We start from the raw sequence: 23,450 nt of genomic DNA, 5'->3' as shown, positions 1-23,450 counted from the left end.
ATACTATAAAGTCGGAAGAACACTACCCAATAAGCAGGGTAAAATGTTGTGCCGATTGCGCTTGTATTTCTCAAACCTGCGTATGTTTGGTGAATATCTTATCTCACCGGAACGGCAGCTCTGGTCAATCCAAACAGTAGTGCGGCAGCCACAACAACTGAAGGGCCAGCAGGTGTATCCCAGTGCCATGAGCCAGCCAAACCAAGCATCACCGATACTATGCCTAACAGGCCAGCAAACAGGGCCATCTGTTCCGGCGTGCGGCTGAAGCTTCTAGCCGATGCTGCAGGTATGATCATCATCGAGGTGATCAATAGCACGCCCACAATCTTCATGGATACAGCAATCACAAGGGCGATGAGCAGCATAAATGCCAGGCGAACAGCAGTCACTGGAACTCCCTCTACCTGCGCCAGCTCTTCATGAACAGTCAGTGATAAGAGGGGACGCCAAATCAGCATAAGCACAAGCAATACCACAAAGCCGCCTCCCCATACCCAGAGCAAATCAGTAGCAGTGACCGCCAGGATATCGCCAAAAAGATAACCCATCAGATCTATTCTCACTGAACTTTGAAATGCCATCACAACCAGGCCCAAAGAGAGTGCGCTATGGGCGAGAATACCAAGTTGAGTATCATGGGAGAGATGTTGGTTTCTGTTCATTGCAACCAGAATCAGTGCCAGAACGATACTCAATAGAATGACTGACAGATTGAGATTGATCCCTAACAGAAAACCCAGTGCCACGCCGAGTAACGCAGAGTGTGCGAGGGTATCACCGAAATAGGCCATGCGTCGCCAGACTACAAATACGCCCAGTGGGCCGGCTACCATTGCAACACCAACACCCGCTGCCAGGGCGCGAAGCAGAAAATCATCCACGGTGATCTCCTTCATGATCTACTTTTACATTGCCATGAATATCATGGGTGTGGTCGTGGTGATGGGTATAGATTGCCAGTTCTGGTTGGGTGGCTGAGCCAAACAACTCCAGATAGGCAGGGTGTTGACTGACACTATCCGGGTGTCCGGAGCAGCAGACGTGTTGATTCAGACAGAGTACTTGATCAGTATTGGCCATCACCAAATGCAGATCATGGGATATCATCAATACGCCACAATTGAAACGATTGCGTATACGGGTGATAAGGCTGTATAAGGCCGCCTGGCCGGTGATATCGACCCCCTGTACCGGTTCGTCGAGCACCAGCAGGTCAGGCTCACGCAGTAACGCTCGAGCCAACAGAACCCGCTGATGTTCACCGCCAGATAAGCGTTGCATCGGATGTTCTGTGAGTTGGCTGACATCCAGTTCATCGAGGATTTCTGCCAGTCTGTTTTGCTTGCGATTTTCTCCAAGGGCGAGAAAACGCTTGACTGTCAGGGGCATGTTTTCTGATAGGGAGAGGCGCTGTGGCATGTAGCCAATCCGTAGTTTAGGTGAGCGCATGACTTGGCCACTTTCCGGTTTGAGCAATCCAAGCATAACCCGCACTAAAGTGGTTTTGCCGGCACCGTTGGGACCAATCAGAGTGACAATCTCACCCCGCCTGACCCTCATGTCAACGTTCAGCAAAACTGATCTTCCTTGTCGTGAGATACTGATTCCCTTCGTCTCTATCAGTATCTCATTCGCTCTGCTCATGATTTAGCCTTCTTCGAGCACTGGTCACAGGTGCCTGTAATCTCCAAAGTCCATTGCTCGATAGTAAAACCGTGATGTTGGGCATCTTTTAAGATTGCGGAACCGATAGCGGAACTATCCAGCTCTGCCGCTTGTCCGCAATCTTCACAAATCATAAATTGTGCACGATGGTCAGAATCGGGGTGATTGCAGCCCACGTAGGCATTCTTGGAACTGATGCGATGTACCAGTCCGTTTTCCATCAGGAAGTCGAGTGCCCGGTAGACAGTAGGGGGGGCGGCTTTATGTCCTTCACGGGTCAACTGCTCCAATAGTTCATAGGCACCAACAGGTTGGTGGTTGGCCCAGATCAATTCCAGCACCCGGCGTCGAATTTTTGTTAAACGTAATCCTTGTTCATGACAATACTGTTCTGCTTTTTTCAGAGCCTCCATGACGCAGCTACGATGATCATGATCGGCTGCTGGAAAGGGGGAGGTTGCTTTATTATGATTCACTGATCACGACCTAAACAGGATGCCAGATTTTCAGATAAACCGAGCATCAGCTGGAAGTAGGCATCCTCTCCAGGTGGCAGCTCGCCACCGAGGGGATCCAATTGGCCTGCAGCTGCCTGTGTATCGGAAATCAGAGTATGAACAAGCTTCGGTTCGAACTGAGGTTCACTAAAGACACAACTGGCTTCGAGCCTGCGGATTTTCTGCCGCAGGTGATGGATATGTTTAGCGCCTGCGAGACGGTCAGGGCTTATACTTACCGAACCCACTGCGTTCAACCCAAAATAGTCCTCAAGATAGCGGTAGGCATCGTGAAATACGATGAACGGAATTTCAGTGACCCCATTGATGTTGGCGATGAACCTGCGCTCCATTTCATCAAGCCGGCTTAACAGTTTTTCAAGGTTACTCTGGTAGAGCTCTCTATTACCAGGATCTAGCCTGATTAATACCTTCGACAAGTGGTGTGCGATAGCTCGGGCATTCGTTGGAGACAACCAGATATGGTTATCCATATTAATCTCATGGTCATGAGTGGCTGAAGATATGGCTGGCTTGTGATGATGTGTCCACTCAAGGTTGTTTCGAATTGGTAGCAGATGCAGGTTAGGGGTATCGAGTAAGCTGACAGCTTCGATATTCTCCCCGATCTGCTCTATCAGCTGAGTGAGCGGTGACTCCAGAGATTCACCTACCCAGACCACCAGGTCAGCTTGGTCCAGCGCTCTGGCATCTGAAGGTTTCAGACTCATAGTATGGGGTGATTGGTTGCTTTTGAGGAGCAGGTAGGGTTCGTCAACACCGCTCATCAAACCGGAAACCAGTGAGTGGATCGGCATGATGGTGACCACCACCTTGAGGCCTGCCAGGGAAGGTGTGGAGAATAGACTCAAGGCCATTACTAAGGTAGAGAGGATAGAAATGCGACTAATTTGCTTCATGTAAGTTGAACTATGTAAACCATGGTATTATTTGTTATGTTATATTATAACAAAACTGCGAGCCAATATAGGATCTGTTTGAGATCGCTTGTTACTACGTTATATATAGGTCTATAACCAGCTGAAATCATGCGCAAGAGATGGCTGACAATTCCGCTACTTGCTTTCCTGATATCTCAGGGCCTATTGCTTGAGCATCTCTATCACGAGCATAGTCCTGATGAGGTCTGTGAAGTCTGCCTATACGCCCCTGGCCATGATCACGCCATAATCCCCACCTTACCTGAAATCTTTTCTAACTCACTCTTCAGAACAACAGGGGTGACCTTGGCATCCGCTGAAGTTGCCGCCCAATTTAACTATCAACAGATCCGCGCTCCTCCCTCTCTTTCCTGACTCTTATCAAAAACCAATCAGTCTGATTTTATTTCATTCCCACATTGATCTGCGTAGGGAAAAGATCTCATTTCAGACTAGATCTTGATGACTTATTGATGATTAGTAGAGGAGCTTATGAGTAAGCACTTTTTAATTAGTACCTCAGTGGCAATGGTAATGCTCTCCACAACAGTCGAAGCTGCCGAAGGGAGCCGGTTCAATCCTGATATCAGCCTGATTCTGGATGGCCGATTTACCTCATTCGACAACGAAACTGAATATGAACTGCCCGGTTTTATGCTGGGGGGAGAGGCTGGTCGAGGAGAAGAGGGATTTCATATCGGCCATAGCGAGCTCTCTTTCAGCGCAAATGTCGACGATCTATTTTACGGCAAATTGACTGCTGCCCTGCACGATCACGAAGGTGAGACTGAGGTTGAATTGGAAGAGGCTTTTGTTGAAAGCCTGGTGTTGGGACAAGGTGTGGGAGTGAAGGCTGGTCGTTTTTTCTCGGGGCTTGGCTACCTGAATCAGCAACATCCCCATGCCTGGGATTTTACTGATGCCCCTTTAATCTATCGTGGTCTGTTTGGTGATCAATTGCTGGATGATGGTATCCAGCTCAGCTGGATTGCGCCCACAGAGCTGTTTCTCAAGTTTGGCGGAGAGATTACCCGAGGTGAACGGTTCCCGGCAGGGGGGGCGAGCAAGGATGGTAAAGGTGCTGGGACACTGTTCGCAAAGATTGGTGGTGATATAGGAGAGAGTCAAAGCTGGCAAATAGGTATCTCCCACTGGCGTGCCGATATCGAAGGTCGTACTTCCGGTGGTCATTCCCATGGAGAGGGTGCCGAAGAGGTACCAACCTATAGCGGAGAGACTCAGGTCAGTGGTATCGATTTTGTCTGGAAATGGGCGCCCCATGGTAATTCCACCGAACAGAATCTCAAGATACAGGGTGAGTTTTTTGTGCGTGATGAAGAGGGTGACGTGGTGATGGACGATGGTTCGGATTCAGCCGAATCCACGACCTATGACGGTAAGCAGAAAGGAGCATACGTGCAAGCAGTCTACCAGTTTATGCCCAGGTGGCGTGCTGGCTTGCGCTACGACTGGCTCGATGCTGACAATCGAGGCTCTGATGAAGAGGTGCTTGCTGAAGCCGGGCTGGATGATGAGGGACATACCCCTCAACGTTTGGCCCTTATGGGTGACTACTCATACAGTGAATATAGTCGCTTTCGTCTGCAATTCGCCAGAGACGAATCCTATGAGGATTCAGATAATATCATCACTCTGCAGTACATCATGAGCCTGGGTTCCCATGGCGTCCATCAGTTTTAGGAGCAGATCATGAGCAACAAGATCAATCTGTTGTTATTGATTGTGGGAATCTCACTATCCCAAGTAGCACAGGCAAATCTGAATATATTCGCCTGTGAACCGGAGTGGGCCTCTCTGGCTAAAGAGCTGGGTGGAGATAATGTTACTGTCACCTCAGCAACTACCGCCAGACAGGATCCTCATCACATCGAAGCCAGGCCCAGTCTGATTGCCAAAGTCAGACGGGCTGATCTGTTGGTCTGCAGTGGTGCTGAATTGGAGATCGGATGGTTACCCATGCTGCAGCGACAAGGGGGGAATCCTAAGGTGCTCTCAGGCAAAAGAGGCTATTTCGAAGCTGCAAAACAGATTGAGCGACTAGGCATTCCAAAAACAGTTGATCGTTCCATGGGTGATGTCCATGCTTCAGGGAATCCCCATGTTCATTTAGATCCCAGGAGAGTGTTGAAGATTGCTTTCGCCCTGAGTGAGCGGATGATCGAGTTGGATCCGCAAAACAGCGGCGATTATCAACAGCATCGGGATCAATTTACGCAGCGATGGCAACAGGCCCTGGAGAATTGGCAGCAGGCAGCAGAGCCACTGAAAGGAATCAGACTGGTGGTTCACCATAAAGATTGGGCCTATCTGTTCGACTGGTTGCAGATCATCGATGCCGGATCGCTTGAACCAAAGCCTGGATTACCAGCAACGGCCGGTCATCTTGTGCAGTTGAAGCAGGTGCTGGAGCAAAATCCTGCCAGAGGCATTATCTATACCCACTATCAGAGTCCGAAGGCTGCAAAGCGATTTTCTGAGCTTACCGGTATCAGGGCTGTTGAACTCCCCTATACCGTTGGAGGAGGGGATGGGGTTAGCGATCTTTTTACCCTGTATGATGAAACACTGAAACGTCTACTTGAATTGCTCCAATGAACTGGTTTGCCCTGCAATCTGAGATCCTACTCCCGGCCTTTCTGGCCGGGTTGATTGTCGCTGCGACTCATGTGCCCTTAGGACGTCATGTCCTGAAGCGCGGGATAATCTTTCTCGATCTTGCAGTTGCCCAGACCGCAGGCATGGGTCTGATCGTTGCTCATGGTTTTGGCTGGGAACCTGGGGGCTGGCAAGTTCAGATGATTGCTGTCATTGCAGCGATCACAGCCTCACTCCTGCTCTATCTGACAGATAAGCATTGGGCAGAGATTCAGGAGGCGCTGATCGGTAGTCTGTTTGTACTAACTTCCAGTGGTAGCATTCTTTTGCTAGCCGCCAACCCACATGGCGGGGAGCATTTAAAAGAGCTGTTGGTGGGGCAGATACTCTGGGTCAGCTACCAGCAAATCATCCCGGTTGCACTTCTTTATGTTGTCATACTCACACTATGGTATAGCCTTCGCCAGCATGCTTCGTCGTTAATTTTCTATCTGCTATTTGCGATCACGATCACCGCATCAGTACAACTGGTGGGTGTCTATCTGGTGTTTGCTACCTTGATACTTCCGGCATTGGCATTGAGAAAAGTTGAACGCGGGGCAGATGTGACAGGTTATCTGATTGCGGCTGCGGGATATGCATTGGGATTGCTCCTTGCCGCCCTATGGGACATGCCTGCGGGTGCTATGATTGTCTACACTTTGGCACTAACCTCATTACTGGGTGGTTGGCTGATTAAATCCAGACAAAAAAAGAGAGCCTCCAGCCCAGTTGGATAGTGAGCGGATTGACAGAAACCTAAGTCTAAGCATTAGTATTAACCCTGAAGACGACATACTTAGTCGCCGGGTTAATAGAAGTAACAAATTACACAACGGTTTAATAAAGGTGCCCTTAACTGTAGGGTGCCGGCCCTGCCGCACCAATCCACTTAAATAAGGTTATTCAAAATTGACTCTGCGGAAGCGTGATTTGTTGCATTTCCCGGCCTAATTCTTTTGACTTGTTGAATGAGACTGTATTAGACTTCCGCCCTACAATACGTCGTCTGATAAGCCATTGATTTAATAGCAACAAACCAATGTGAAATCTATCAGCGTACAGTTTTCGGCAGTTAATCTCACAGCCCGTCTGTATTTTAACTGACCAATATGCAGGCCGGTTCCCAATGGCGCCGGCTTTTTTATTTTCAAGTGGCCTCTCGTATGGGCCACCACTGATGAGGAAATTTTTTAAATGCCTGTTATTTCTCTCCCTGACGGTTCCCAACGTAACTTTGATAATGCGGTGACTGTGTATGATGTCGCTGCAGATATCGGCCCAGGTTTAGCCAAGGCGGCTATGGCCGGTCGCGTCAATGGTGATCTCGTCGATACCTCCTATCTGATCCAGGAGGATAGCGAACTCGCTATTCTCACCAGCCGGGATGATGATGCACTGACTCTGTTGCGGCATGATGCAGCACATGTCATGGCTCAAGCGGTTCAGGAACTCTATCCGGGAACACAAGTCACCATTGGGCCCGCCATCGAAGATGGTTTCTACTATGACTTTGCCAGAGAAGATGCCTTTACACCGGATGACCTGACAAAAATAGAAAAGAGAATGCATGAGATCGTTAAACGAAATCTGCAAATAACCCGTGAAGTCTGGGATCGTGATGAGGCTATTAAGACCTTTGAAACTATTGGTGAGGCTTATAAAGTCGAGATCATCAAAGAGTTCATACCTGAAGGCGAAGAGGTTTCAGTCTACCGTCAAGGGGAGTGGTTCGATGTTTGTCGAGGTCCTCACTTACCCAGCACCAGCATGCTTGGCAAAGGCTTTAAACTGATGAAGGTGGCTGGTGCCTATTGGAGAGGTGACTCCAATAATGAGATGTTACAACGCATCTACGGTACGGCCTGGCGGGATAAGAAGGAGCTCAAGGCCTACCTCACCCGCCTGGAAGAGGCGGAAAAACGTGATCATCGCAAAATCGGCAAGACTCAGGATCTGTTTCACACTCAGGAAGAGTCCCCAGGCATGGCCTTTTGGCACGACAAGGGCTGGCGGATCTATCTTACCGTTCAGCAATATGTTCGTGACAAGCTGAAAAACCATGGTTATCAAGAGGTGCATACACCCCAGGTAATCGATCGCACTCTTTGGGAAAAGTCTGGTCACTGGGATAAGTTTCGTGACGACATTTTTGTCACTGAGACAGATGACCGGGTCTATGCTATTAAGCCGATGAACTGCCCGGCACATATCCAGATCTACAATCACGGCCTGAAAAGCTATCGCGATCTGCCCCTGCGCCTGGCTGAATTTGGCTCCTGCCATCGAAATGAGCCTTCAGGAACACTGCATGGATTAATGCGTGTGAGGAGTTTCGTTCAGGACGATGCGCATATCTTTTGTACTGAGGATCAGATCCTCTCTGAAGTACAGGCTTTTAACCTGCTGCTGCTGGAAGTCTACAAGGATTTTGGCTTCGATGAGGTGCTGGTAAAGCTCTCCACACGTCCCGAAAAGCGTGTTGGCTCGGATGAGGTGTGGGATAAAGCTGAAAAAGCACTGGAAGAAGCACTCAATCAACAGGGACTTGACTGGGAGTTGCAACCTGGTGAGGGGGCCTTTTACGGCCCGAAGATAGAATTCTCCTTGCGTGACTGTCTTGGTCGGGTCTGGCAGCTTGGTACAATCCAGCTCGATTTCTCGATGCCGGAACGTCTGGGAGCAACCTATATTGCTGAAGACAATAGCAAAAAGGTGCCGGTGATGCTGCATCGCGCCATTCTTGGTTCGCTGGAGCGTTTCATTGGTATTTTAATCGAGCATTATGCCGGCGCACTGCCGATTTGGCTGGCGCCAGTTCAGGCTGTACTGTTAAATATCACCGATCGGCAGGCCGATTATCTGAATAATTGTCTCAAATCTCTGCGGGATAACGGTTTTCGTGTCGAATCGGACTTGAGAAATGAGAAGATTGGCTTTAAAATCCGCGAGCATACGTTGATGCGCGTGCCTTATCTGCTGGTCATTGGTGATCGGGAGATGGAGGAGGGTACTGTCTCTGTACGCTCACGCAAGGGTGAGGATCTTGGATCCATGCCTCTAAGCGAGTTTATGGAACGCGCCCAAGCTGAAGTGTCTCAACGAGTAAATTGAGTGTAAAAAGCACTGGTTTTCCGGTGCTTTTTGTACTTTTAGGGTTTGGACTTTTTGGAGGAAGTGACTATCGCTGCTGTGAAAAAGCACCGTCTTAACGATGAAATTACGGCTGTTAATGTAAGACTCATTGGCGCTGATGGTGAACAAGTAGGTGTTGTATCAATAGAGGAAGCCCTTCAGGCGGCCAAAGATGCGACACAGGATTTGGTAGAAATCGTGCCGAACGGGGAGCCTCCGGTTTGTCGCGTGATGGATTACGGCAAGTTTCTTTTTGAACTAAAAAAGACGAAACAGGCCGCCAAGAAGAAGCAGAAGCAGGTTCACATCAAAGAGATCAAATTCAGGCCAGGGACAGGCGAAGGGGATTATCAGGTAAAACTACGCAACCTGATACGTTTCCTTGAAGATGGGGATAAGACCAAGGTAACCATGCGGTTCCGCGGTCGGGAGCACGCTCACCGGGAACTGGGTTTGGAGCTTCTTGAACGGGTTGAAAAAGATTTGGCCGAATATGGTCAGATGGAACAGAAACCTGCGATGGAAGGCCGCCAGATGGTGATGGTGCTAGGCCCCAAGAAAAAGTAACTATTTTTTTACGCCCAAGAGGCGTACAAATCGCGGAGTTAATACAATGCCCAAGATTAAGACTAATCGTGGTGCGGCCAAACGGTTCAAACGCACCTCGTCCGGTTCATTTAAACGTAACTGCTCTCATCGGCGTCATATTCTGACTAAGAAGAGCACCAAGCGGAAACGTCAATTGCGTTCTCCCAACACCATTGCAAAGTCCGATGTGGCAATCGCCCGTCGTATGATGCCTTACGCTTAACCTAAAGAACCGGATCTAAACAATGTCTCGAGTAAAACGTGGTGTACAAGCACGCGCCCGCCATAAAAAGGTGCTTGATGAAGCTAAGGGCTATTACGGTGCCCGTAGAAAAGTTTATCGTGTCGCTAAGCAGGCAGTCATTAAGGCTGGTCAATATGCTTATCGCGATCGCCGTCAGAAAAAGCGCCAGTTCCGTGCACTTTGGATTGCACGTATCAATGCTGGTGCCCGTGACAACGGTCTCTCATACAGCCGCATGATCAATGGCCTGCACTTGGCCAATATCGAAGTTGATCGCAAGATGTTGGCAGATCTGGCCGTTAACGACAAAGCGGCATTTACCGTGCTGGCAGAACAGGCGAAGGCCGCTCTTTCCAGCTAAGTAACTGTTGTTGTTTCCCGGTTTATCCGGCGGCGCAGTAAGCAAAAAAGGGGAAGGCCTAAGGCTTTCCCCTTTTTTTATCACCGTTTCGGTTGAATGTAGTTTATATGTTGTCAGATAACGATGTGTGCAGAGGTTGAATTGACAATCCCACACCAGGTTAATCTCTCGATATATACGATATTAAAAATGCTCGCTTGAGGTTTAAAGAGACAGATGGAAGATTCCACATTGGACTTACAAGATCTGATTGAAGCAGCTGAAAGCGCTATCGCACGGGCAGATAGCCTGCTGGTGCTTGATGAGATACGGGTGGCCTATCTAGGCAAGAATGGCCAGTTGACTTCACAACTGAAAAAGTTGGGGACACTGCCTCCCGATCAAAGGCCGCAAGCCGGGCAAAAAATCAATAAGGCTAAACAGGCGCTGCAACAGAGTATCGAATCACGTAAAAGTGAGCTCGAGAAAGAAGCACTGACAAAACGCCTTGCTGATGAAAAGATTGATGTATCTTTACCGGGCAGAGGCTTGAATCGCGGCGGCTTGCATCCGGTGACCCGTACTTTGGATCGTATTGAACGCCTCTTCTCTGCCGCTGGATTCGAATCTGTCCAGGGGCCGGAAATTGAGGACGACTACCATAATTTCGAAGCCTTAAACATACCCGACCACCATCCTGCACGGGCAATGCACGATACCTTCTACTTCGATGCACACATGCTGCTGCGCACCCATACCTCCCCGGTACAGATTCGTACCATGGAGAAGGGTGAACCGCCGTTGAAGATTATCGCACCGGGTAGGGTCTATCGCTGTGATTCCGATCTGACCCATACACCGATGTTCCATCAGGTTGAAGGGTTTCTTGTGGATGAAAACGTCTCCTTTGCCGATCTCAAAGGCGTTTTGTATGACTTTCTCAGCAGCTTCTTTGAGCGGGAGTTGAAGCTACGCTTTCGTCCCTCATATTTTCCCTTCACCGAGCCATCGGCAGAGGTCGATATTGAGTGTGTGATGTGCGGTGGTGCGGGCTGTCGGGTTTGCAGCCATACCGGATGGCTTGAAGTGCTGGGATGCGGCATGATTCATCCCGAAGTGTTTCGTCATGTCGGTATCGACAGTGAGAAATATACTGGCTACGCCTTCGGAATGGGTGTCGAACGTTTAACCATGCTGCGCTATGGCGTAAATGACCTTCGTCTGTTTTTTGAAAATGATCTGCGCTTTTTAAAGCAGTTTGCATAAGTTTACATAGTCTTCGGCATTAGTCTCTAAAGAGTGGTAGAAAAGCATGAAATTCAGTGAAGCCTGGTTGAGGGAGTGGGTCAATCCACAAGTGACGACCCAAGAGTTGGCCGACCAATTGAGCATGGCGGGTCTGGAGGTCGATTCTGTTGAACCGGTCGCCTCAGAGTTTACCGGGGTAGTGGTAGGCGAGGTACTTGCACGGGATCCCCATCCTGATGCTGATAAATTGAGTGTTTGCCAAGTTAATATTGGCGAAGAGGAGATGCTGCAGATCGTTTGTGGCGCAAAAAATGTGGCCGCAGGAATGCGTGTGCCAGTTGCGACTGTCGGTGCGCGTCTACCCGGTGATTTCAAAATAAAGAAGGCCAAATTACGCGGAGTAACCTCTTTAGGCATGATCTGTTCAGCAAGCGAGCTGGGACTTGCTGAGCAGTCTGATGGGATTATGCCGCTGCCACAAGAGGCTCCGGTTGGTGAGGATTTTCGCCACTATCTGGATTTGAATGATCATGTGATCGATGTCGATCTAACACCGGATCGTAGCGATTGCCTCGGTTTGGCTGGTATTGCCCGTGAGGTCGGTGTCATCAATCGCTGTGTGGTGGACTATCCAGAAATAGTGGCTCAATCCTCCACGATCGATGATCAGATAGGCGTCGACCTGGAGGCTGATCAAGCCTGTCCTCGCTACTGCTGCCGAGTGGTTCGCGGGGTGAATATGAATGCGGAAACTCCGCTCTGGATGCAGGAGCGATTACGTCGAGGCGATGTCCGCAGTCTTGGACCTGTTGTCGATGTGACCAACTATGTCATGTTGGAGTTGGGCCAGCCGATGCATGGATTCGATCTGGAGAAGATTGAAGAGCGCATCAAGGTTCGACTTGCGAGTAAAGGGGAGAAGTTGACCTTGATCGGTGGGCAGGAGATCGAGTTGACAGAAGGTACGCTGGTTATTGCTGATGCCAAACGTCCAATTGCTCTTGCAGGTATTATGGGCGGAGAGGACTCAGCAGTAGGTGAGGGGACTCAGAACATCCTTCTTGAGAGTGCATTTTTCGCACCTACCGCTATCAGTGGGAAGGCAAGAGCCTATGGTCTGCATACTGACTCATCTCATCGCTTCGAACGGGGTGTCGATCCCTATCTGCAGCTACAGGCAATGGAACGGGCTTCTCAACTACTGATCGAGATTGCTGGAGGTGAGCTTGGTCCTGTGGTTGAAGTCATCAATGAGGCAATGATTGAGCAGAGACCAGAGATCAAACTGCGAGCGCAACGTGTCAATCAAATCCTAGGTATCGATATCGAGCGTAGTGAGATCGGCGACATACTCAACCGTTTGGGGATGACCACCAGTGAAGCAGAAGAGGGCTGGCAGGTTAAAGCACCGAGCAGTCGATTCGATATCTCTATAGAAGAGGATCTGATCGAAGAGGTTGGCCGGATCTATGGTTATGCAAATATCCCACCCCATCGTGGGAAATCTTCCATGGTCATGGCGGATCGCCCGGAAGCTGAGTTCAGTCTCCCTAAGGCGAAACATCTGTTGGTGGGTAGGGACTATCAGGAAGTCATCACCTACAGCTTTATCAGTCCGGAGATTGAAGCGAAAGTTGATCCTGATGCCAAGGGTATCCGCTTAGCCAACCCTATTTCTGCTGACATGTCAGTGATGCGTACTTCACTCTGGCCCGGCTTGATAGAGACAGCGGTCTATAATCAGTCACGTCAGCAGCAGCGGGTTCGCATATTCGAGTCCGGACTCTGTTTTCACGGGGGTGAAGAGATTGAGCAGAAGGCGATGTTGGCTGGATTGGTCTCTGGTGATCGTTTGGCTGAGCAGTGGGGTGATTCCAGCAATCGAGCAGATTTCTATGACATAAAGGCGGATGTAGAGGCCATTTTAAGTCTGACAGGGCATGATCAAGGTATCAGTTATACTGCCGCTAACCATTCTGCGCTGCATCCGGGCCAATGTGCTGAGATTCGCCTGCATAACGAAATTGTCGGTATGTTGGGCATGCTGCATCCTGAACTGGAGCAGCAGATGAACCTGAATGGAACGACGTTTGTTTTTGAACTGACCTTGGAAAAGTTGGCAGAAGGGGCACTTCCTGCCTTTGAAGCACTTTCAAAATATCCATCCATACGCCGTGATATTGCCATTGTGGTGGATGAATCGGTCGATTTTGAGACAATCAGGAATCTTATTCGTGATGAATCCAGCAAAATTATTACAGACATCCTGCTTTTTGATGTCTATACTGGAGAAAACGTAGATTCGGGTCGAAAAAGTCTCGCATTGGGATTGATTTTACAGGAAAAATCGCACACTCTTACCGATAAGGAAGTGGATGAGGTGGTCGAAGCTGTATTACAGCGACTGGCTAGGGAAACGGGCGCGAAATTGAGAGATTAGGACTGCATATGGCACTGACGAAAGCAGATATGGCAGCCAGGCTTTTTGATGAGCTTGGACTGAACAAACGTGAAGCCAAGGAGATGGTGGAGATGTTCTTTGAAGAGATCCGCATGTCTTTGGAAAGAGGCGCGCAGGTCAAACTTTCCGGGTTTGGAAACTTTGATCTACGTGAAAAGAAACAGAGGCCTGGACGAAATCCAAAAACCGGCAAAGAGATACCTATCTCTGCTCGCCGTGTGGTGACTTTCAGACCAGGACAAAAACTTAAGGCGCGAGTAGAAGCCTATGCTGGATCCGAGCAGCAGTAATACCGATCTGCCCGCTATACCGGGCAAAAGATATTTTACGATTGGCGAAGTGAGTGATCTTTGTCAGGTAAAGCCGCATGTCTTGCGTTACTGGGAGCAAGAGTTTCCACAGCTCAAACCAGTCAAGCGGCGGGGTAATCGACGCTACTATCAGCGTCATGATGTACTCATGATCAGACAGATTCGCAGCTTGCTCTATGAGCAGGGATTTACCATCGGAGGTGCTCGTCAGCAGCTTTCTGGTGATACCGCCAAGGAAGATCTGCAGCAGAGCCAGCAGATTATCAAACAGCTCCGCGGCGAGCTTGAAGAAGTTCTGCAAATCCTTAAAAGATAAAGCCTTACCGGCATTGACATAGGCGGTTTAACTGCCTAGTATTGCCGCTCTTTCCGGGCGTAGCGCAGTCTGGTAGCGCACTACAATGGGGTTGTAGGGGTCGGGTGTTCGAATCACCCCGCCCGGACCAAACAAAAGGGGTTGCTTAACAGCAACCCCTTTTTTGTTGTTGATCATCAAAGAATAAATATCTCTGGAGGTTCTGTGATCAATATTACGGGTAAAAAAAAGGGTCGCCATCGGGCAACCCTTTTTCGCTTGGATTTGCATCCCTATCTTAGTGGTTTATAGTAGTTAGCCCAAGGCTCACCCAATCCTGCATACCACCACGATACCATTTCAGTTTATAGGCTGGGTAGCCAAGTTTGAGCAATGTTTTGATGTTGCTCGAAGACTGAGGGCACCAACTGCCGTTACAGAACAAAACCAAGGTTTTTGCATTGCGGAAATCAAGGTTGCCTTTGACATCCTGCACACCCAGTTGATTGACCATTATGTCGTGCAAGCCATCTGCCTCTGCTGAGACATCGAATGCACCCTGTACATCAACATTGATCTTATTCCATGGAATATTGACAGATCCAGGTATGGTGCCGCGGATTATCCACTCAGGTGTTCGAGAATCCACAACCAGAACCTTACGATCTCCATCACTGACACGCTTCAGGTAACCGAGTACTTCCAGTTCACCCACAGTCTCCACACCTGTAGCCACTGTTGCAGGCTGGATACAGAATGGTGGGCAGTGGCGTGCAGTTTTAGAAAAGGATTTTGGCACCACTGCAGTTTTATCTGCAGCACGAGTGATCATGACTTTTTCACCACTATGCATAACTTCGACAGATTGCAGTCCTGGGGAAATTTGGTTGCCTTCTTCCGCACGTAGTTGTGTTGAAAGCGCTACGCCACCGACAAGTGTGGTCAGCATGAGTACTTTGACAAACTTCATTATGTCTTCCTCCTGTGGCGTTAGCCGTTATTCGTAATGTAGATATGAGGGCATTTTAAGCTCTTTCTGAGATACAGCCTGTTCATAACCCAGGTGTCCCTGTTTGGCTGCTTTGTTGGCAAGCTTGGCAGCTCCCACAAAGTCGCCTTTTTCCATCAGGGCTTTTGCCTTCTTGATCATTTTACCGGTATCGCGCCATTCGCCACCGACTTCAGCTGCATGTTTTCTGGCGGCATCTGCCGCATCAATCAATTTTTGTACCTTGGCGGCTGATACTTCATCTGCCGAGGCTAAGGTTGTCATGCCACTGCATAAAATGCCAGCCAGCATACTGTAAATGAGTGTTTTTCTTTTGTGCATCGCTTTTACTCCGATCACGTAATCTTGTCCAGGTTGAAAAAGTCCCTGTTACAGTTACTTTCTGGCACCAGGGCCATTCAGTGGAAGTCCATTGCTCATATAGGTCAGGAAGTACTCAAGATTACGGTACTCATCACCATGAGCTTTGAAAGGCTTCGCACGTACCTGTTTGTTGCATCCGGTAAAACGGCGGTGCAGTGTACCTACTGTTCCCCATTTTGAGCGATAGACAGGAAAGTGAGTGGTGTGTCCAAGTGCCGGGCTAAGTATCTCTGTGCGCAGGATCATGCCAGCATTCTGCAAATGACAATGGGCGCAGGAGAAATTCAGTTGGCCACGACGTGTGTAGTAGAACTTCTTACCCGCCTCGTAGGCAGCCAAGGCACCTGGGTCATCACTGGGGATCTCAATATTCGTAACCTGTCCACGGGACTCGTGTGAGATGTAGGAGACGATATTGTTGATGGGGCCTTTTTTATACTTTAAAGGTTTTTCCCCATTCGCCTTTCGACAGTTGTTGAGCGCCAGGGGCAAGGTCATAACCATGCCTTTCTCTTTGTCCCAGTGGGGGTATTTTCCAGCCATTGCAGGACCATCGGGAAAACAGTCTTTATAGCTTTTACCATTCGCAAAAGGGGCTTCCCACATGGCTTGTCCTTCATCAATGAAAGGCTCATAGGGAGGAAACTCTTCGATGGCTTCCCAGTTTTCACGCCCGACAGGGTCGATGGCATAAGCGCCATTGATGTAGTCCTGGGTCTCTACATTCGGAAAACGTTTTTTAAAGAAGTTCTGGAATGCTGCCAGATCTTCCTCAGGAGTCGTAGCCTGTGCAGAAGCAGCAATGCCACAAGTCATGACCAGTAAGGTCAGCTTAAGAAATAGGTGTTTCATGTTCTTTCAACCTCAAAGGTGTTGCAGTCTTGATCAATGGTGGTGATTGGATTAGAGCGTCCAGATGTATTCGACCACTTTTTTGAAATCAGACTCGGAAAGAATGCCGTGTTTACCGAATGGCGGCATGGCGGATTCAGGGTTGTTCTCAGTGGCATCCCAAATCTGCTTGTATAAAGCTTCCTTTGAAGGAAAGCGGGACTTCATTGCGACCAAGGCCGGTGCAATATTACCTGGAGCAGGTGCCCCTTGAATATTATGACAGGCTAGGCAATTGCCTTTTTTTCTATCGAATGAGATTTTTTGACCTTCTGCGATATCTGCATCGGCAGCCAAGAGTGTGGGAGAGAGCAGAAATTGGCCAGCAATAACAGCTACACTGCCGACCTTTCCTATCCACTTTTTGGTGTTACCAATCATTGTGTCCTCCAAGATGGGGGTTAATGAGGTTCTAACTTGTTGATATATATAAGCATTATTAGTTAATTTTTAGCTAATTGAATTACAACAAGTCGTTGATTGCCATTGTCTCTTCAGGACGATTTTTGGCTACGTGCATTGTGATACTTTGTTATAAGCTCTGTAAAGTCCAGAAACTAGTAAAAAACATAGTGGTAAACCATAGTATCGACAATGAAAATTAGATCTGCATACCTTAGGGGTTAGTGCTGAGTATCAACCAACCTATCCGGATTACAGATTATAGTTGTAGAAAAACACGAGATTGAGCCTCTTATCAAAGATGGGTGAAATGCACGAAAATAGCTGGTATGTCTACATATTGAGATGTTCAGATAGAACCCTTTATACAGGGGTCACCAACGATATAAAACGCCGGGTATCGGAACATAATCAGGGAATTGGGGCAAAATATACTCGAGGCCGTACCCCTGTGGAACTGGTCTTTTTGGAGTCAGCCTCCAATAGGAGTACGGCTTTGCGTCGTGAGTGGGACATCAAGAAGATGAAATTGAGAGAAAAGTTGAAGATCATCGATCAGGCAATTTTATCATGAGGCCTCAACATGGGTAAGGCTCGTACCACATGCCCGGCAGAGGTAGGTTACCCCAGCGCGTACTCGATTATGCCTAATGGCACTGATCCGGTGGTTTTGGCAATCACATCGATATTCAAAGTAGCGCATACTTCGTGTAGTGGATAGGGTGGTATCGAAACTGTGGCAACGGAGTGCAGGGGTTTTAAAAAAAGACATGATAGCTTGCCACTCCTTGCCATGAGGCTTGATGGATGGGCCAAATAGGGTACGAGCTACCAGATGTGCGACTTCATGTGGCACGGTTTGATCAAGAAATTTCTGGCCATAGTGTTCAAGTAGGATAGGGTTGTAGCGGATTTTGCTCGCCCCGTTCTTGTGAGTGATCAAGAGCCCTGCAGCTTTTCCTTTCAGATCGAAAAAAATCTCAGGATGGCTGGGGTCTAAATCGAAATGGTGCTCAGCAGAAGCGAGTAACTGGCGGGTTTTTATCTTGGCTTCTGTTTGGAGTTGAGATTCAATCATTGGATCAAGATAGGCCCAGTATCGTTTGCAACAGGCAGTGATCTTTAGTCACACCGCTTTTGTCTGATATCCCCTGAATATAACAAATTGTCAGTAAATTCGTTTGAGATTTTATTTTAAGATTCATTAATAAATATTATTAATGCGCCAATAGAGCGCATTATGGAATCTAGCTTGGCCTGAATACACAGTCATACAAGGGTGTTTTTGGGGACATATGAAGTCAAAATCTCTATATAGCAGCCTCATTTTATAGGAGAGACGATGAGCAGACTGATAGCCCTGACTTTGGTGGCTTTGCTGGCATTTTCAAGTAGTGCAGAGGAGGGACCAAAGATAACTACTCCGGCATATGATTCACCCAAGGTAGTCTATGACATCTTTCTGGATGAACCTGAAAAGATGTCGGCTGCACTCTATTGGATTAGATCTCTAATGAATCCACTAACCGAATCGCCCTATGATATGGCGCCAGAGTTCATGGATATCAAAGTTGTTATTCACGGTACAGAGATAGTTACTCTGGTGAAGAGGAATTACAACAAGTATCGGGAGGTTGTAGAACGAATGCGCTACTACGCTGAACTTGGTGTTGAATTCAAGGTATGCAATCTGGCAGCCAACGATTATGGATACCATCTGAATGACTTCCAGGAGTTCGTTGAATTAGTCCCTTCTGCCTTTACTGAACTCGTACACTGGCAACAGCAAGGTTATGCGTTGATTGTGCCCCAGGTGCATATCAAACGCAGAAGTATGGAGGAGATTAGATAAGGAGGTTATCGCTGTTTCTTATGAATAGACGATCAGCAGAAATAGTTATCACTATTGGGTATAGGAAATCGACCTGTTTTGGATGCAAATTGTCGTTTATGAGTTGTTTAGAGGTTGCAAAACCGTCGCTGATAAAAAAGGCGTGGCGCGTCACAACCTAATTCATTTAAAACAATTAATATACTGCTGTTTATATGAGCTCTAGTTTGTATGTTGCGCCCCAATCTCGTCATTGCCCTGGCAATCGCTCTGTTGACTCTGATGATCTGGAACCTTCTAGGAGGCAGTTCCAATGAGCCCCCTTGGCCAAAGAAAATACAGGGTTTCTCATTTTCTCCAGTCAGAGCTGATCAGGATCCGAGTCGGGGACGTTATCCAACTGAGGCGCAAATTGAAGAAGATCTTCTACTGTTGTCTGAAAAGACTTATGCAGTAAGGAGTTATTCTGTCAGTGGTTCATATAGTGAAATTCCCAGGCTAGCTGAAAAACATGGTCTCAATGTGGCGCTTGGGGCCTGGATCGATGGGGATCCTGAAACAAACGCTTATGAAATTGAAACACTGATCAGTTTAAGTCGCCAGTACCACAAAAATATTGTGCGGGTGTTGGTGGGCAATGAAGCGATCTACCGCGGTAATATATCAGTAGCTGAGGCAATCACCAATCTGGACAATGTCAATAGCAAGGTATGGGCCCCCGTCAGTATTGCCGAACCCTGGCATATTTGGTTGGAACACCCTGAACTGGCTGATCACGTAGACTACATAGCGGCGCATATATTACCTTTCTGGGAAGGGCAGCACATTGATGATGCGGTTAATTTTACCGTAAATACTTATGACCGGTTGAAGCAGCAGTTTCCTGACAAACCGATTGTCATTGCAGAAGTTGGTTGGCCAAGTAACGGCAGACCAAGACGGGATGCCTCACCCTCTCATGCCAATCAGGCCAGCTTTCTCAGACGTTTCTTGAATGAGGCTGAAGCGCGTGAATACATCTACTATGTAATGGAAGCCTTCGATCAACCCTGGAAACAACGACAAGAGAGTGGGGTTGGTACCTATTGGGGCGTCTACGATGTGGAGCGAAATGCCAAGTTCACATTTACGGAAGCTGTGGTCAGTGTGCCTCATTGGCGAGAACTTGCAGCAATCTCGATTCTGTTCGGGGTCATTGCACTACTCTTCTTATTCCGAGACAGCGAAGGTTTAAGATCCAGTGGCAGGGGGTTTCTGGCTCTGGTTGCCTATAGTGCGGCAACAGGCTCTGTTTGGATGTTCTATGACTATACCCGGCAATACATGACACTCAGTGCAGTGGTGGTGGGCGTGGTGTTATTTATCGGCATGCTTGGTGTGTTGGTTGTGCTGTTCGCAGAAGCTCATGAGTGGGCTGAATCATTGTGGATGAAGCAATGGCGGAGGCAACCCAAACACTCAGTGGTGAGTGACGCTGAACTGCCGATGGTTTCAATTCATGTGCCTGCCTACAATGAACCACCATCAATGCTAATTGAGACTCTGGATGCATTGTCTCGTTTGGATTATCCAAATTACGAAGTGTTGGTTATTGATAACAACACTCAAGACCCGGAGGTTTGGAAGCCTGTTGAGGCTCACTGTACTAAATTGGGTAACTCCTTTCGTTTCTTTCATCGCTCACCTTTGGCGGGGTTCAAAGCTGGTGCATTAAATTTCACCTTACAGGAGACCGATACTGATGCTGAAGTGATTGCTGTAATCGATAGTGACTATCAAGTCGATAGCAACTGGTTACGGGATCTTGTGCCTCAATTCAAATCTTCTGAAATAGCCATCGTGCAGTCACCACAAGACTACAGGGATGGTAGCGAAAACTGTTTTAAAGCGATGTGTTTTGCTGAATATCGCGGCTTCTTTCATATCGGCATGATTACACGCAATGAGCGCAATGCAATTATTCAGCATGGCACCATGACGATGGTAAGACGTGAGGTTCTCGATAAGATTGGAGGTTGGGGTGAGTGGTGTATCACCGAGGATGCCGATCTGGGGCTGAGGGTTTTTGAACATGGCCAAGAGGCAGTTTATATACCTAGAAGCTATGGACGAGGTTTAATGCCTGACACTTTTCTCGACTTCAAAAAGCAACGCTTTCGTTGGGCATATGGGGCAGTGCAGATCATCAAACACCATTTAGGGATGTTATTTGCCGCTCGAACCAGCCAACTATCTGCTGGACAGCGATACCATTTTATTGCTGGCTGGTTACCCTGGTTTGCTGACAGCTTTAATCTCTTTTTTAATATGGCAGCGATTACCTGGTCAGCTTCAATGTTGATATGGCCGCAACATTTCACCGCGCCTCTCCCGCTGTTTGCTGTACTGCCTATGACTCTTTTCGGGTTTAAGCTACTGAAGATGTTCTTTCTCTACAGGCGGCGGGTCGAGGCTACTGTACGTCAAAGTATTGCCGCAGCTCTGGCTGGATTGGCCTTGTCCCATACCATTGCATTAGCCATGATCCAGGGGATTTTTACCAGTGGATTACCATTTTTTCGAACGCCAAAGCGGGCAGGAAAATCTGGTCTGTTGCGTGCGTTGCAGGATGCTCGTGAAGAGGCACTGTTTTTTATTGCCTTGACACTCTCAGCTGGCATAATCAGTTGGCAACAAGGTGTTGAATCACCAGATGCTCATATTTGGTCGATTGTTCTTTTGTTACAATCAATACCATATGCAGCGTCACTATTGGTCTCCATAATCAGTGCATTTCCTGGGTTACCAGCAAAGATTGTGGGGCCTATGGGCGAGATGGCCACCCCATTTGATGACGCTAGTTCCACTATTCAGAGTCAGTCACTGCATGAGCGTGTCGATAAATAATCGACACTTCTTTTAACAGATTGAGCGGGCCGAAATTATCCAATTTCTCAAGAGCGCTCTGATCCGACACGAATAGTGACCCTACATAGCCCAATGCGTTGATCGAAATCTCTTGCCAGCACTCCCTTGAACGAGGTACCAGTAACATCCATTGTGTAGTCACCAGTAAGTTATATGGCGCTGACTGTAAAGCACCTTCTGCATCTGCTATGGCCTCAATGCTTACATGCATCAACATCTCCCGGTAGAGCTTATTACAGTAGGTTGCAGCCTGATCCGGATCATTAAATAGGTTCTTGGGTAGATTGCACCAGGCATGATTAAATGGGAGTTGAGATAGCTGCTGTATTGCAGTGCAGTGATCGTTAACCCTTAAAATTGATGAGAAGGGATAGGGTCGGGTTCCACCATACAGAGGTAACGGAACCAGTTGCAGATGTTTGTGTTTTTGGCTGGCTCCGGCAGCTTCCCCGCCATTATAAAATCCAAGAGCAGGATATTCTGTTAAGCATCGGCATAGTGCATAAAAATCAGATTCAGAGAGCAATCTTTCCTGAGACTCAAATTTACGGGTTACGATCAGAAGATGATGGTTCACCACATTAAATTTATTCAGTACTGCAATGTGGGTTGGAGATATATCGGAAACAGTTAATGATGGCTCCGGGGGTAAAAAAGGGTTGAACTCCGGGTGGGTCTTTTTCTGTTCTCTCTTTCGCTTTAGATTCTTTGCTATGCGGACAGTGAAATCGCAACCATCCTGGTCTATTTCCTGAGATAGGGTCTGAATGGAGTGGAGAGCTCCACTTTCTATAGCTAGTTCAGTTTGATGAACGATTTTCTGCCACAGGGTTCCACTTATCAGCTCCAGTGTCATATCAGATTCCTGGTTACTTTGTTCAGAGACGGTCTCGGAATGATTGCATCAGTAGCTGAATCTAATGAACGATGTTTTGCAATTGTTTAATCCAGGCTTATCGTTGGAGCATCTTTTGATAGAGTTCAGGTAACAGGTTTGTCACGGTATCGACAATGGCTTGGGTTTGAGGATCGATTTCGATATTCACTCGGTCACCAATTTTACGTGTGCCAATATTGGTTCGTTGTAAGGTTTCTGGGATCAGGTTGACCTCGAATTCATTTTCCTCGACATCACCTATAGTCAGGCTGATGCCATCGATACCAATATAGCCTTTGGTGAAAATATATCGCTTCCATCTTTCGGGGAGTCTGAAGCGGATTTGATGGTTATTTTCAGAGACTCTGAGATTAACAACCTCTGCTGTGCAGAGGATATGTCCCGACATGGCGTGCCCACCTATCTCATCACCATAACCTGCAGCTCGCTCAAAATTGACGGCATCGCCGACCCTGAGTTCGCCCAGATTGGTGACATTCAGGGTCTCCTGCATGAGATCAAAATCGACTAATTCACCCTCTATTCGGGTTACTGTCAGGCAGCAGCCATTGTGGGCGATAGATGAACCCGTCTTTAATTGATCCAGGGTATCTTTTGGAAAACGGGCCCGATGGGTGCGGAAATTTTTCTTTTGCTCGATGGCAACAATCTCAGCAGTACCTTGTACGATGCCGGTAAACATAAAAATTCTCCTCGACGGCTTTTCTGAATAACAACTATATTCAGAGGCTCCTTAACTTACCAGATTGTGGCTGTGTATAGGGAT

26 protein-coding genes and 1 tRNA gene are annotated in these 23,450 nt (G+C 47.9%); 16 read left to right on the top strand and 11 right to left on the bottom strand.

What is annotated here, in order from left to right:
* Nucleotides 1-98: 98 nt before the first annotated feature.
* From znuB to AC4IFB_RS13040, 4 genes are read right to left on the bottom strand one after another with little or no spacing between them, the layout of a single operon-like run.
* Entirely contained in the window at nucleotides 99-899 is an 801-nt protein-coding gene (gene znuB / locus AC4IFB_RS13055; RefSeq protein WP_490780390.1) for a zinc ABC transporter permease subunit ZnuB, read from the bottom strand.
* Complete coding sequence (gene znuC / locus AC4IFB_RS13050) at nucleotides 877-1,647, bottom strand: zinc ABC transporter ATP-binding protein ZnuC (RefSeq protein ID WP_490780389.1); 771 nt, start codon at nucleotides 1,645-1,647, stop codon at nucleotides 877-879. The genes znuB and znuC overlap by 23 nt, the downstream gene beginning before the upstream one ends.
* Nucleotides 1,644-2,144, bottom strand: a complete 501-nt coding sequence (locus AC4IFB_RS13045; RefSeq protein ID WP_490780388.1) for a Fur family transcriptional regulator — start codon at nucleotides 2,142-2,144, stop codon at nucleotides 1,644-1,646. Before AC4IFB_RS13045 ends, znuC begins: the two co-directional genes overlap by 4 nt.
* Nucleotides 2,141-3,085, bottom strand: coding sequence for a zinc ABC transporter substrate-binding protein (locus AC4IFB_RS13040; protein ID WP_490780387.1), 945 nt, complete (start codon nucleotides 3,083-3,085; stop codon nucleotides 2,141-2,143). Before AC4IFB_RS13040 ends, AC4IFB_RS13045 begins: the two co-directional genes overlap by 4 nt.
* A gap of 129 nt (nucleotides 3,086-3,214) precedes the next feature.
* On the opposite strand from AC4IFB_RS13040, the gene AC4IFB_RS13035 reads away from it, so the two are divergent.
* The 13 genes from AC4IFB_RS13035 (at nucleotide 3,215) to AC4IFB_RS12975 (ending at nucleotide 14,534) form a co-directional block, all read left to right on the top strand.
* Nucleotides 3,215-3,481: a hypothetical protein gene (locus AC4IFB_RS13035; RefSeq protein ID WP_490780386.1), complete on the top strand. Its 267-nt coding sequence runs from the start codon at nucleotides 3,215-3,217 to the stop codon at nucleotides 3,479-3,481.
* 117 nt (nucleotides 3,482-3,598) lie between these two features.
* On the top strand, nucleotides 3,599-4,807 hold the full coding sequence (locus AC4IFB_RS13030; RefSeq protein ID WP_490780385.1) for a TonB-dependent receptor: 1,209 nt from the start codon (nucleotides 3,599-3,601) through the stop codon (nucleotides 4,805-4,807).
* A gap of 9 nt (nucleotides 4,808-4,816) precedes the next feature.
* Complete coding sequence (locus tag AC4IFB_RS13025; protein WP_490780384.1) at nucleotides 4,817-5,722, top strand: metal ABC transporter substrate-binding protein; 906 nt, start codon at nucleotides 4,817-4,819, stop codon at nucleotides 5,720-5,722.
* Entirely contained in the window at nucleotides 5,719-6,501 is a 783-nt protein-coding gene (locus tag AC4IFB_RS13020) for a metal ABC transporter permease (protein ID WP_490780383.1), read from the top strand. Before AC4IFB_RS13025 ends, AC4IFB_RS13020 begins: the two co-directional genes overlap by 4 nt.
* A 457-nt stretch (nucleotides 6,502-6,958) precedes the next feature.
* Nucleotides 6,959-8,875 (top strand): threonine--tRNA ligase, encoded by a 1,917-nt coding sequence (gene thrS, locus AC4IFB_RS13015; protein WP_490776764.1) that lies wholly within the window; start codon nucleotides 6,959-6,961, stop codon nucleotides 8,873-8,875.
* A gap of 78 nt (nucleotides 8,876-8,953) precedes the next feature.
* Nucleotides 8,954-9,463, top strand: coding sequence for a translation initiation factor IF-3 (gene infC, locus AC4IFB_RS13010; protein ID WP_490780382.1), 510 nt, complete (start codon nucleotides 8,954-8,956; stop codon nucleotides 9,461-9,463).
* Between the two features lie 46 nt (nucleotides 9,464-9,509).
* On the top strand, nucleotides 9,510-9,707 hold the full coding sequence (rpmI, locus tag AC4IFB_RS13005) for a 50S ribosomal protein L35 (RefSeq protein WP_490776762.1): 198 nt from the start codon (nucleotides 9,510-9,512) through the stop codon (nucleotides 9,705-9,707).
* A gap of 22 nt (nucleotides 9,708-9,729) precedes the next feature.
* Nucleotides 9,730-10,089, top strand: coding sequence for a 50S ribosomal protein L20 (rplT, locus tag AC4IFB_RS13000; RefSeq protein ID WP_490776761.1), 360 nt, complete (start codon nucleotides 9,730-9,732; stop codon nucleotides 10,087-10,089).
* A 216-nt stretch (nucleotides 10,090-10,305) separates the two neighbouring features.
* Nucleotides 10,306-11,334, top strand: a complete 1,029-nt coding sequence (gene pheS, locus AC4IFB_RS12995) for a phenylalanine--tRNA ligase subunit alpha (RefSeq protein ID WP_490780381.1) — start codon at nucleotides 10,306-10,308, stop codon at nucleotides 11,332-11,334.
* A gap of 46 nt (nucleotides 11,335-11,380) precedes the next feature.
* On the top strand, nucleotides 11,381-13,756 hold the full coding sequence (gene pheT / locus AC4IFB_RS12990; protein WP_490780380.1) for a phenylalanine--tRNA ligase subunit beta: 2,376 nt from the start codon (nucleotides 11,381-11,383) through the stop codon (nucleotides 13,754-13,756).
* Nucleotides 13,757-13,764: 8 nt separating this feature from the next.
* On the top strand, nucleotides 13,765-14,067 hold the full coding sequence (gene ihfA / locus AC4IFB_RS12985) for an integration host factor subunit alpha (protein ID WP_068993812.1): 303 nt from the start codon (nucleotides 13,765-13,767) through the stop codon (nucleotides 14,065-14,067).
* Nucleotides 14,045-14,404 carry a MerR family transcriptional regulator gene (locus AC4IFB_RS12980; RefSeq protein ID WP_490776758.1) on the top strand — a complete coding sequence of 120 codons (360 nt, stop codon included), beginning with the start codon at nucleotides 14,045-14,047 and terminating at the stop codon, nucleotides 14,402-14,404. Before ihfA ends, AC4IFB_RS12980 begins: the two co-directional genes overlap by 23 nt.
* Nucleotides 14,405-14,457: 53 nt before the next feature.
* Nucleotides 14,458-14,534, top strand: a tRNA-Pro gene (locus AC4IFB_RS12975).
* 147 nt (nucleotides 14,535-14,681) lie between these two features.
* On the opposite strand, the gene AC4IFB_RS12970 is transcribed toward AC4IFB_RS12975, so the two are convergent.
* Genes AC4IFB_RS12970 through soxX form a run of 4 tightly spaced genes read right to left on the bottom strand, consistent with a single transcriptional unit; the run spans nucleotide 14,682 to nucleotide 17,027 of the window.
* Complete coding sequence (locus AC4IFB_RS12970; RefSeq protein ID WP_490776757.1) at nucleotides 14,682-15,353, bottom strand: rhodanese-like domain-containing protein; 672 nt, start codon at nucleotides 15,351-15,353, stop codon at nucleotides 14,682-14,684.
* A gap of 27 nt (nucleotides 15,354-15,380) precedes the next feature.
* On the bottom strand, nucleotides 15,381-15,713 hold the full coding sequence (locus tag AC4IFB_RS12965; protein WP_490776756.1) for a hypothetical protein: 333 nt from the start codon (nucleotides 15,711-15,713) through the stop codon (nucleotides 15,381-15,383).
* 54 nt (nucleotides 15,714-15,767) lie between these two features.
* Nucleotides 15,768-16,607, bottom strand: a complete 840-nt coding sequence (gene soxA / locus AC4IFB_RS12960) for a sulfur oxidation c-type cytochrome SoxA (RefSeq protein WP_490776755.1) — start codon at nucleotides 16,605-16,607, stop codon at nucleotides 15,768-15,770.
* A 51-nt stretch (nucleotides 16,608-16,658) separates the two neighbouring features.
* The gene (soxX, locus tag AC4IFB_RS12955; protein WP_490776754.1) at nucleotides 16,659-17,027 is read right to left on the bottom strand and encodes a sulfur oxidation c-type cytochrome SoxX; all 369 of its coding nucleotides are present in this window, start codon (nucleotides 17,025-17,027) and stop codon (nucleotides 16,659-16,661) included.
* Between the two features lie 331 nt (nucleotides 17,028-17,358).
* Between soxX and AC4IFB_RS12950 the strand changes: the two genes are divergently transcribed.
* Nucleotides 17,359-17,622, top strand: coding sequence for a GIY-YIG nuclease family protein (locus AC4IFB_RS12950; RefSeq protein WP_490776753.1), 264 nt, complete (start codon nucleotides 17,359-17,361; stop codon nucleotides 17,620-17,622).
* Here AC4IFB_RS12950 and AC4IFB_RS12945 read toward each other — a convergent pair.
* Entirely contained in the window at nucleotides 17,617-18,126 is a 510-nt protein-coding gene (locus AC4IFB_RS12945; RefSeq protein ID WP_490780379.1) for a SprT family zinc-dependent metalloprotease, read from the bottom strand. The two genes, AC4IFB_RS12950 and AC4IFB_RS12945, sit on opposite strands and share 6 nt — an antisense overlap.
* A 264-nt stretch (nucleotides 18,127-18,390) precedes the next feature.
* Between AC4IFB_RS12945 and AC4IFB_RS12940 the strand changes: the two genes are divergently transcribed.
* Together AC4IFB_RS12940 and AC4IFB_RS12935 are read left to right on the top strand one after the other, a co-directional pair.
* Entirely contained in the window at nucleotides 18,391-18,900 is a 510-nt protein-coding gene (locus AC4IFB_RS12940) for a DsrE family protein (RefSeq protein ID WP_490776751.1), read from the top strand.
* A gap of 210 nt (nucleotides 18,901-19,110) precedes the next feature.
* The gene (locus tag AC4IFB_RS12935) at nucleotides 19,111-21,765 is read left to right on the top strand and encodes a glycosyltransferase (protein ID WP_490780378.1); all 2,655 of its coding nucleotides are present in this window, start codon (nucleotides 19,111-19,113) and stop codon (nucleotides 21,763-21,765) included.
* On the opposite strand, the gene AC4IFB_RS12930 is transcribed toward AC4IFB_RS12935, so the two are convergent.
* Together AC4IFB_RS12930 and AC4IFB_RS12925 are read right to left on the bottom strand one after the other, a co-directional pair.
* On the bottom strand, nucleotides 21,725-22,642 hold the full coding sequence (locus AC4IFB_RS12930; protein ID WP_490776749.1) for an ATP adenylyltransferase family protein: 918 nt from the start codon (nucleotides 22,640-22,642) through the stop codon (nucleotides 21,725-21,727). The two genes, AC4IFB_RS12935 and AC4IFB_RS12930, sit on opposite strands and share 41 nt — an antisense overlap.
* Before the next feature lie 97 nt (nucleotides 22,643-22,739).
* On the bottom strand, nucleotides 22,740-23,366 hold the full coding sequence (locus tag AC4IFB_RS12925) for a riboflavin synthase subunit alpha (protein WP_490780377.1): 627 nt from the start codon (nucleotides 23,364-23,366) through the stop codon (nucleotides 22,740-22,742).
* Nucleotides 23,367-23,450 lie beyond the last annotated feature (84 nt).

The organism is Candidatus Thiodiazotropha sp. AKIB8, from assembly GCF_058244675.1.
This window is presented reverse-complemented; position numbering and strand designations above follow the sequence as displayed.

Coding starts and splice junctions, on each gene's coding strand:
- pheT (WP_490780380.1), top strand. CDS start 11,381: ATGAAATTCAGTGAAGCCTGGTTGAGGGAGTGGGTCAATCCACAAGTG.
- AC4IFB_RS13025 (WP_490780384.1), top strand. CDS start 4,817: ATGAGCAACAAGATCAATCTGTTGTTATTGATTGTGGGAATCTCACTA.
- znuB (WP_490780390.1), bottom strand. CDS start 899: ATGAAGGAGATCACCGTGGATGATTTTCTGCTTCGCGCCCTGGCAGCG.
- pheS (WP_490780381.1), top strand. CDS start 10,306: ATGGAAGATTCCACATTGGACTTACAAGATCTGATTGAAGCAGCTGAA.
- rpmI (WP_490776762.1), top strand. CDS start 9,510: ATGCCCAAGATTAAGACTAATCGTGGTGCGGCCAAACGGTTCAAACGC.
- AC4IFB_RS13035 (WP_490780386.1), top strand. CDS start 3,215: ATGCGCAAGAGATGGCTGACAATTCCGCTACTTGCTTTCCTGATATCT.
- ihfA (WP_068993812.1), top strand. CDS start 13,765: ATGGCACTGACGAAAGCAGATATGGCAGCCAGGCTTTTTGATGAGCTT.
- znuC (WP_490780389.1), bottom strand. CDS start 1,647: ATGAGCAGAGCGAATGAGATACTGATAGAGACGAAGGGAATCAGTATC.
- AC4IFB_RS12940 (WP_490776751.1), top strand. CDS start 18,391: ATGAGCAGACTGATAGCCCTGACTTTGGTGGCTTTGCTGGCATTTTCA.
- AC4IFB_RS12925 (WP_490780377.1), bottom strand. CDS start 23,366: ATGTTTACCGGCATCGTACAAGGTACTGCTGAGATTGTTGCCATCGAG.
- soxA (WP_490776755.1), bottom strand. CDS start 16,607: ATGAAACACCTATTTCTTAAGCTGACCTTACTGGTCATGACTTGTGGC.
- AC4IFB_RS12930 (WP_490776749.1), bottom strand. CDS start 22,642: ATGACACTGGAGCTGATAAGTGGAACCCTGTGGCAGAAAATCGTTCAT.
- thrS (WP_490776764.1), top strand. CDS start 6,959: ATGCCTGTTATTTCTCTCCCTGACGGTTCCCAACGTAACTTTGATAAT.
- AC4IFB_RS13040 (WP_490780387.1), bottom strand. CDS start 3,085: ATGAAGCAAATTAGTCGCATTTCTATCCTCTCTACCTTAGTAATGGCC.
- AC4IFB_RS13030 (WP_490780385.1), top strand. CDS start 3,599: ATGAGTAAGCACTTTTTAATTAGTACCTCAGTGGCAATGGTAATGCTC.
- rplT (WP_490776761.1), top strand. CDS start 9,730: ATGTCTCGAGTAAAACGTGGTGTACAAGCACGCGCCCGCCATAAAAAG.
- AC4IFB_RS12950 (WP_490776753.1), top strand. CDS start 17,359: ATGCACGAAAATAGCTGGTATGTCTACATATTGAGATGTTCAGATAGA.
- AC4IFB_RS12980 (WP_490776758.1), top strand. CDS start 14,045: ATGCTGGATCCGAGCAGCAGTAATACCGATCTGCCCGCTATACCGGGC.
- AC4IFB_RS12965 (WP_490776756.1), bottom strand. CDS start 15,713: ATGCACAAAAGAAAAACACTCATTTACAGTATGCTGGCTGGCATTTTA.
- AC4IFB_RS12935 (WP_490780378.1), top strand. CDS start 19,111: ATGTTGCGCCCCAATCTCGTCATTGCCCTGGCAATCGCTCTGTTGACT.
- AC4IFB_RS12970 (WP_490776757.1), bottom strand. CDS start 15,353: ATGAAGTTTGTCAAAGTACTCATGCTGACCACACTTGTCGGTGGCGTA.
- soxX (WP_490776754.1), bottom strand. CDS start 17,027: ATGATTGGTAACACCAAAAAGTGGATAGGAAAGGTCGGCAGTGTAGCT.
- AC4IFB_RS13020 (WP_490780383.1), top strand. CDS start 5,719: ATGAACTGGTTTGCCCTGCAATCTGAGATCCTACTCCCGGCCTTTCTG.
- AC4IFB_RS12945 (WP_490780379.1), bottom strand. CDS start 18,126: ATGATTGAATCTCAACTCCAAACAGAAGCCAAGATAAAAACCCGCCAG.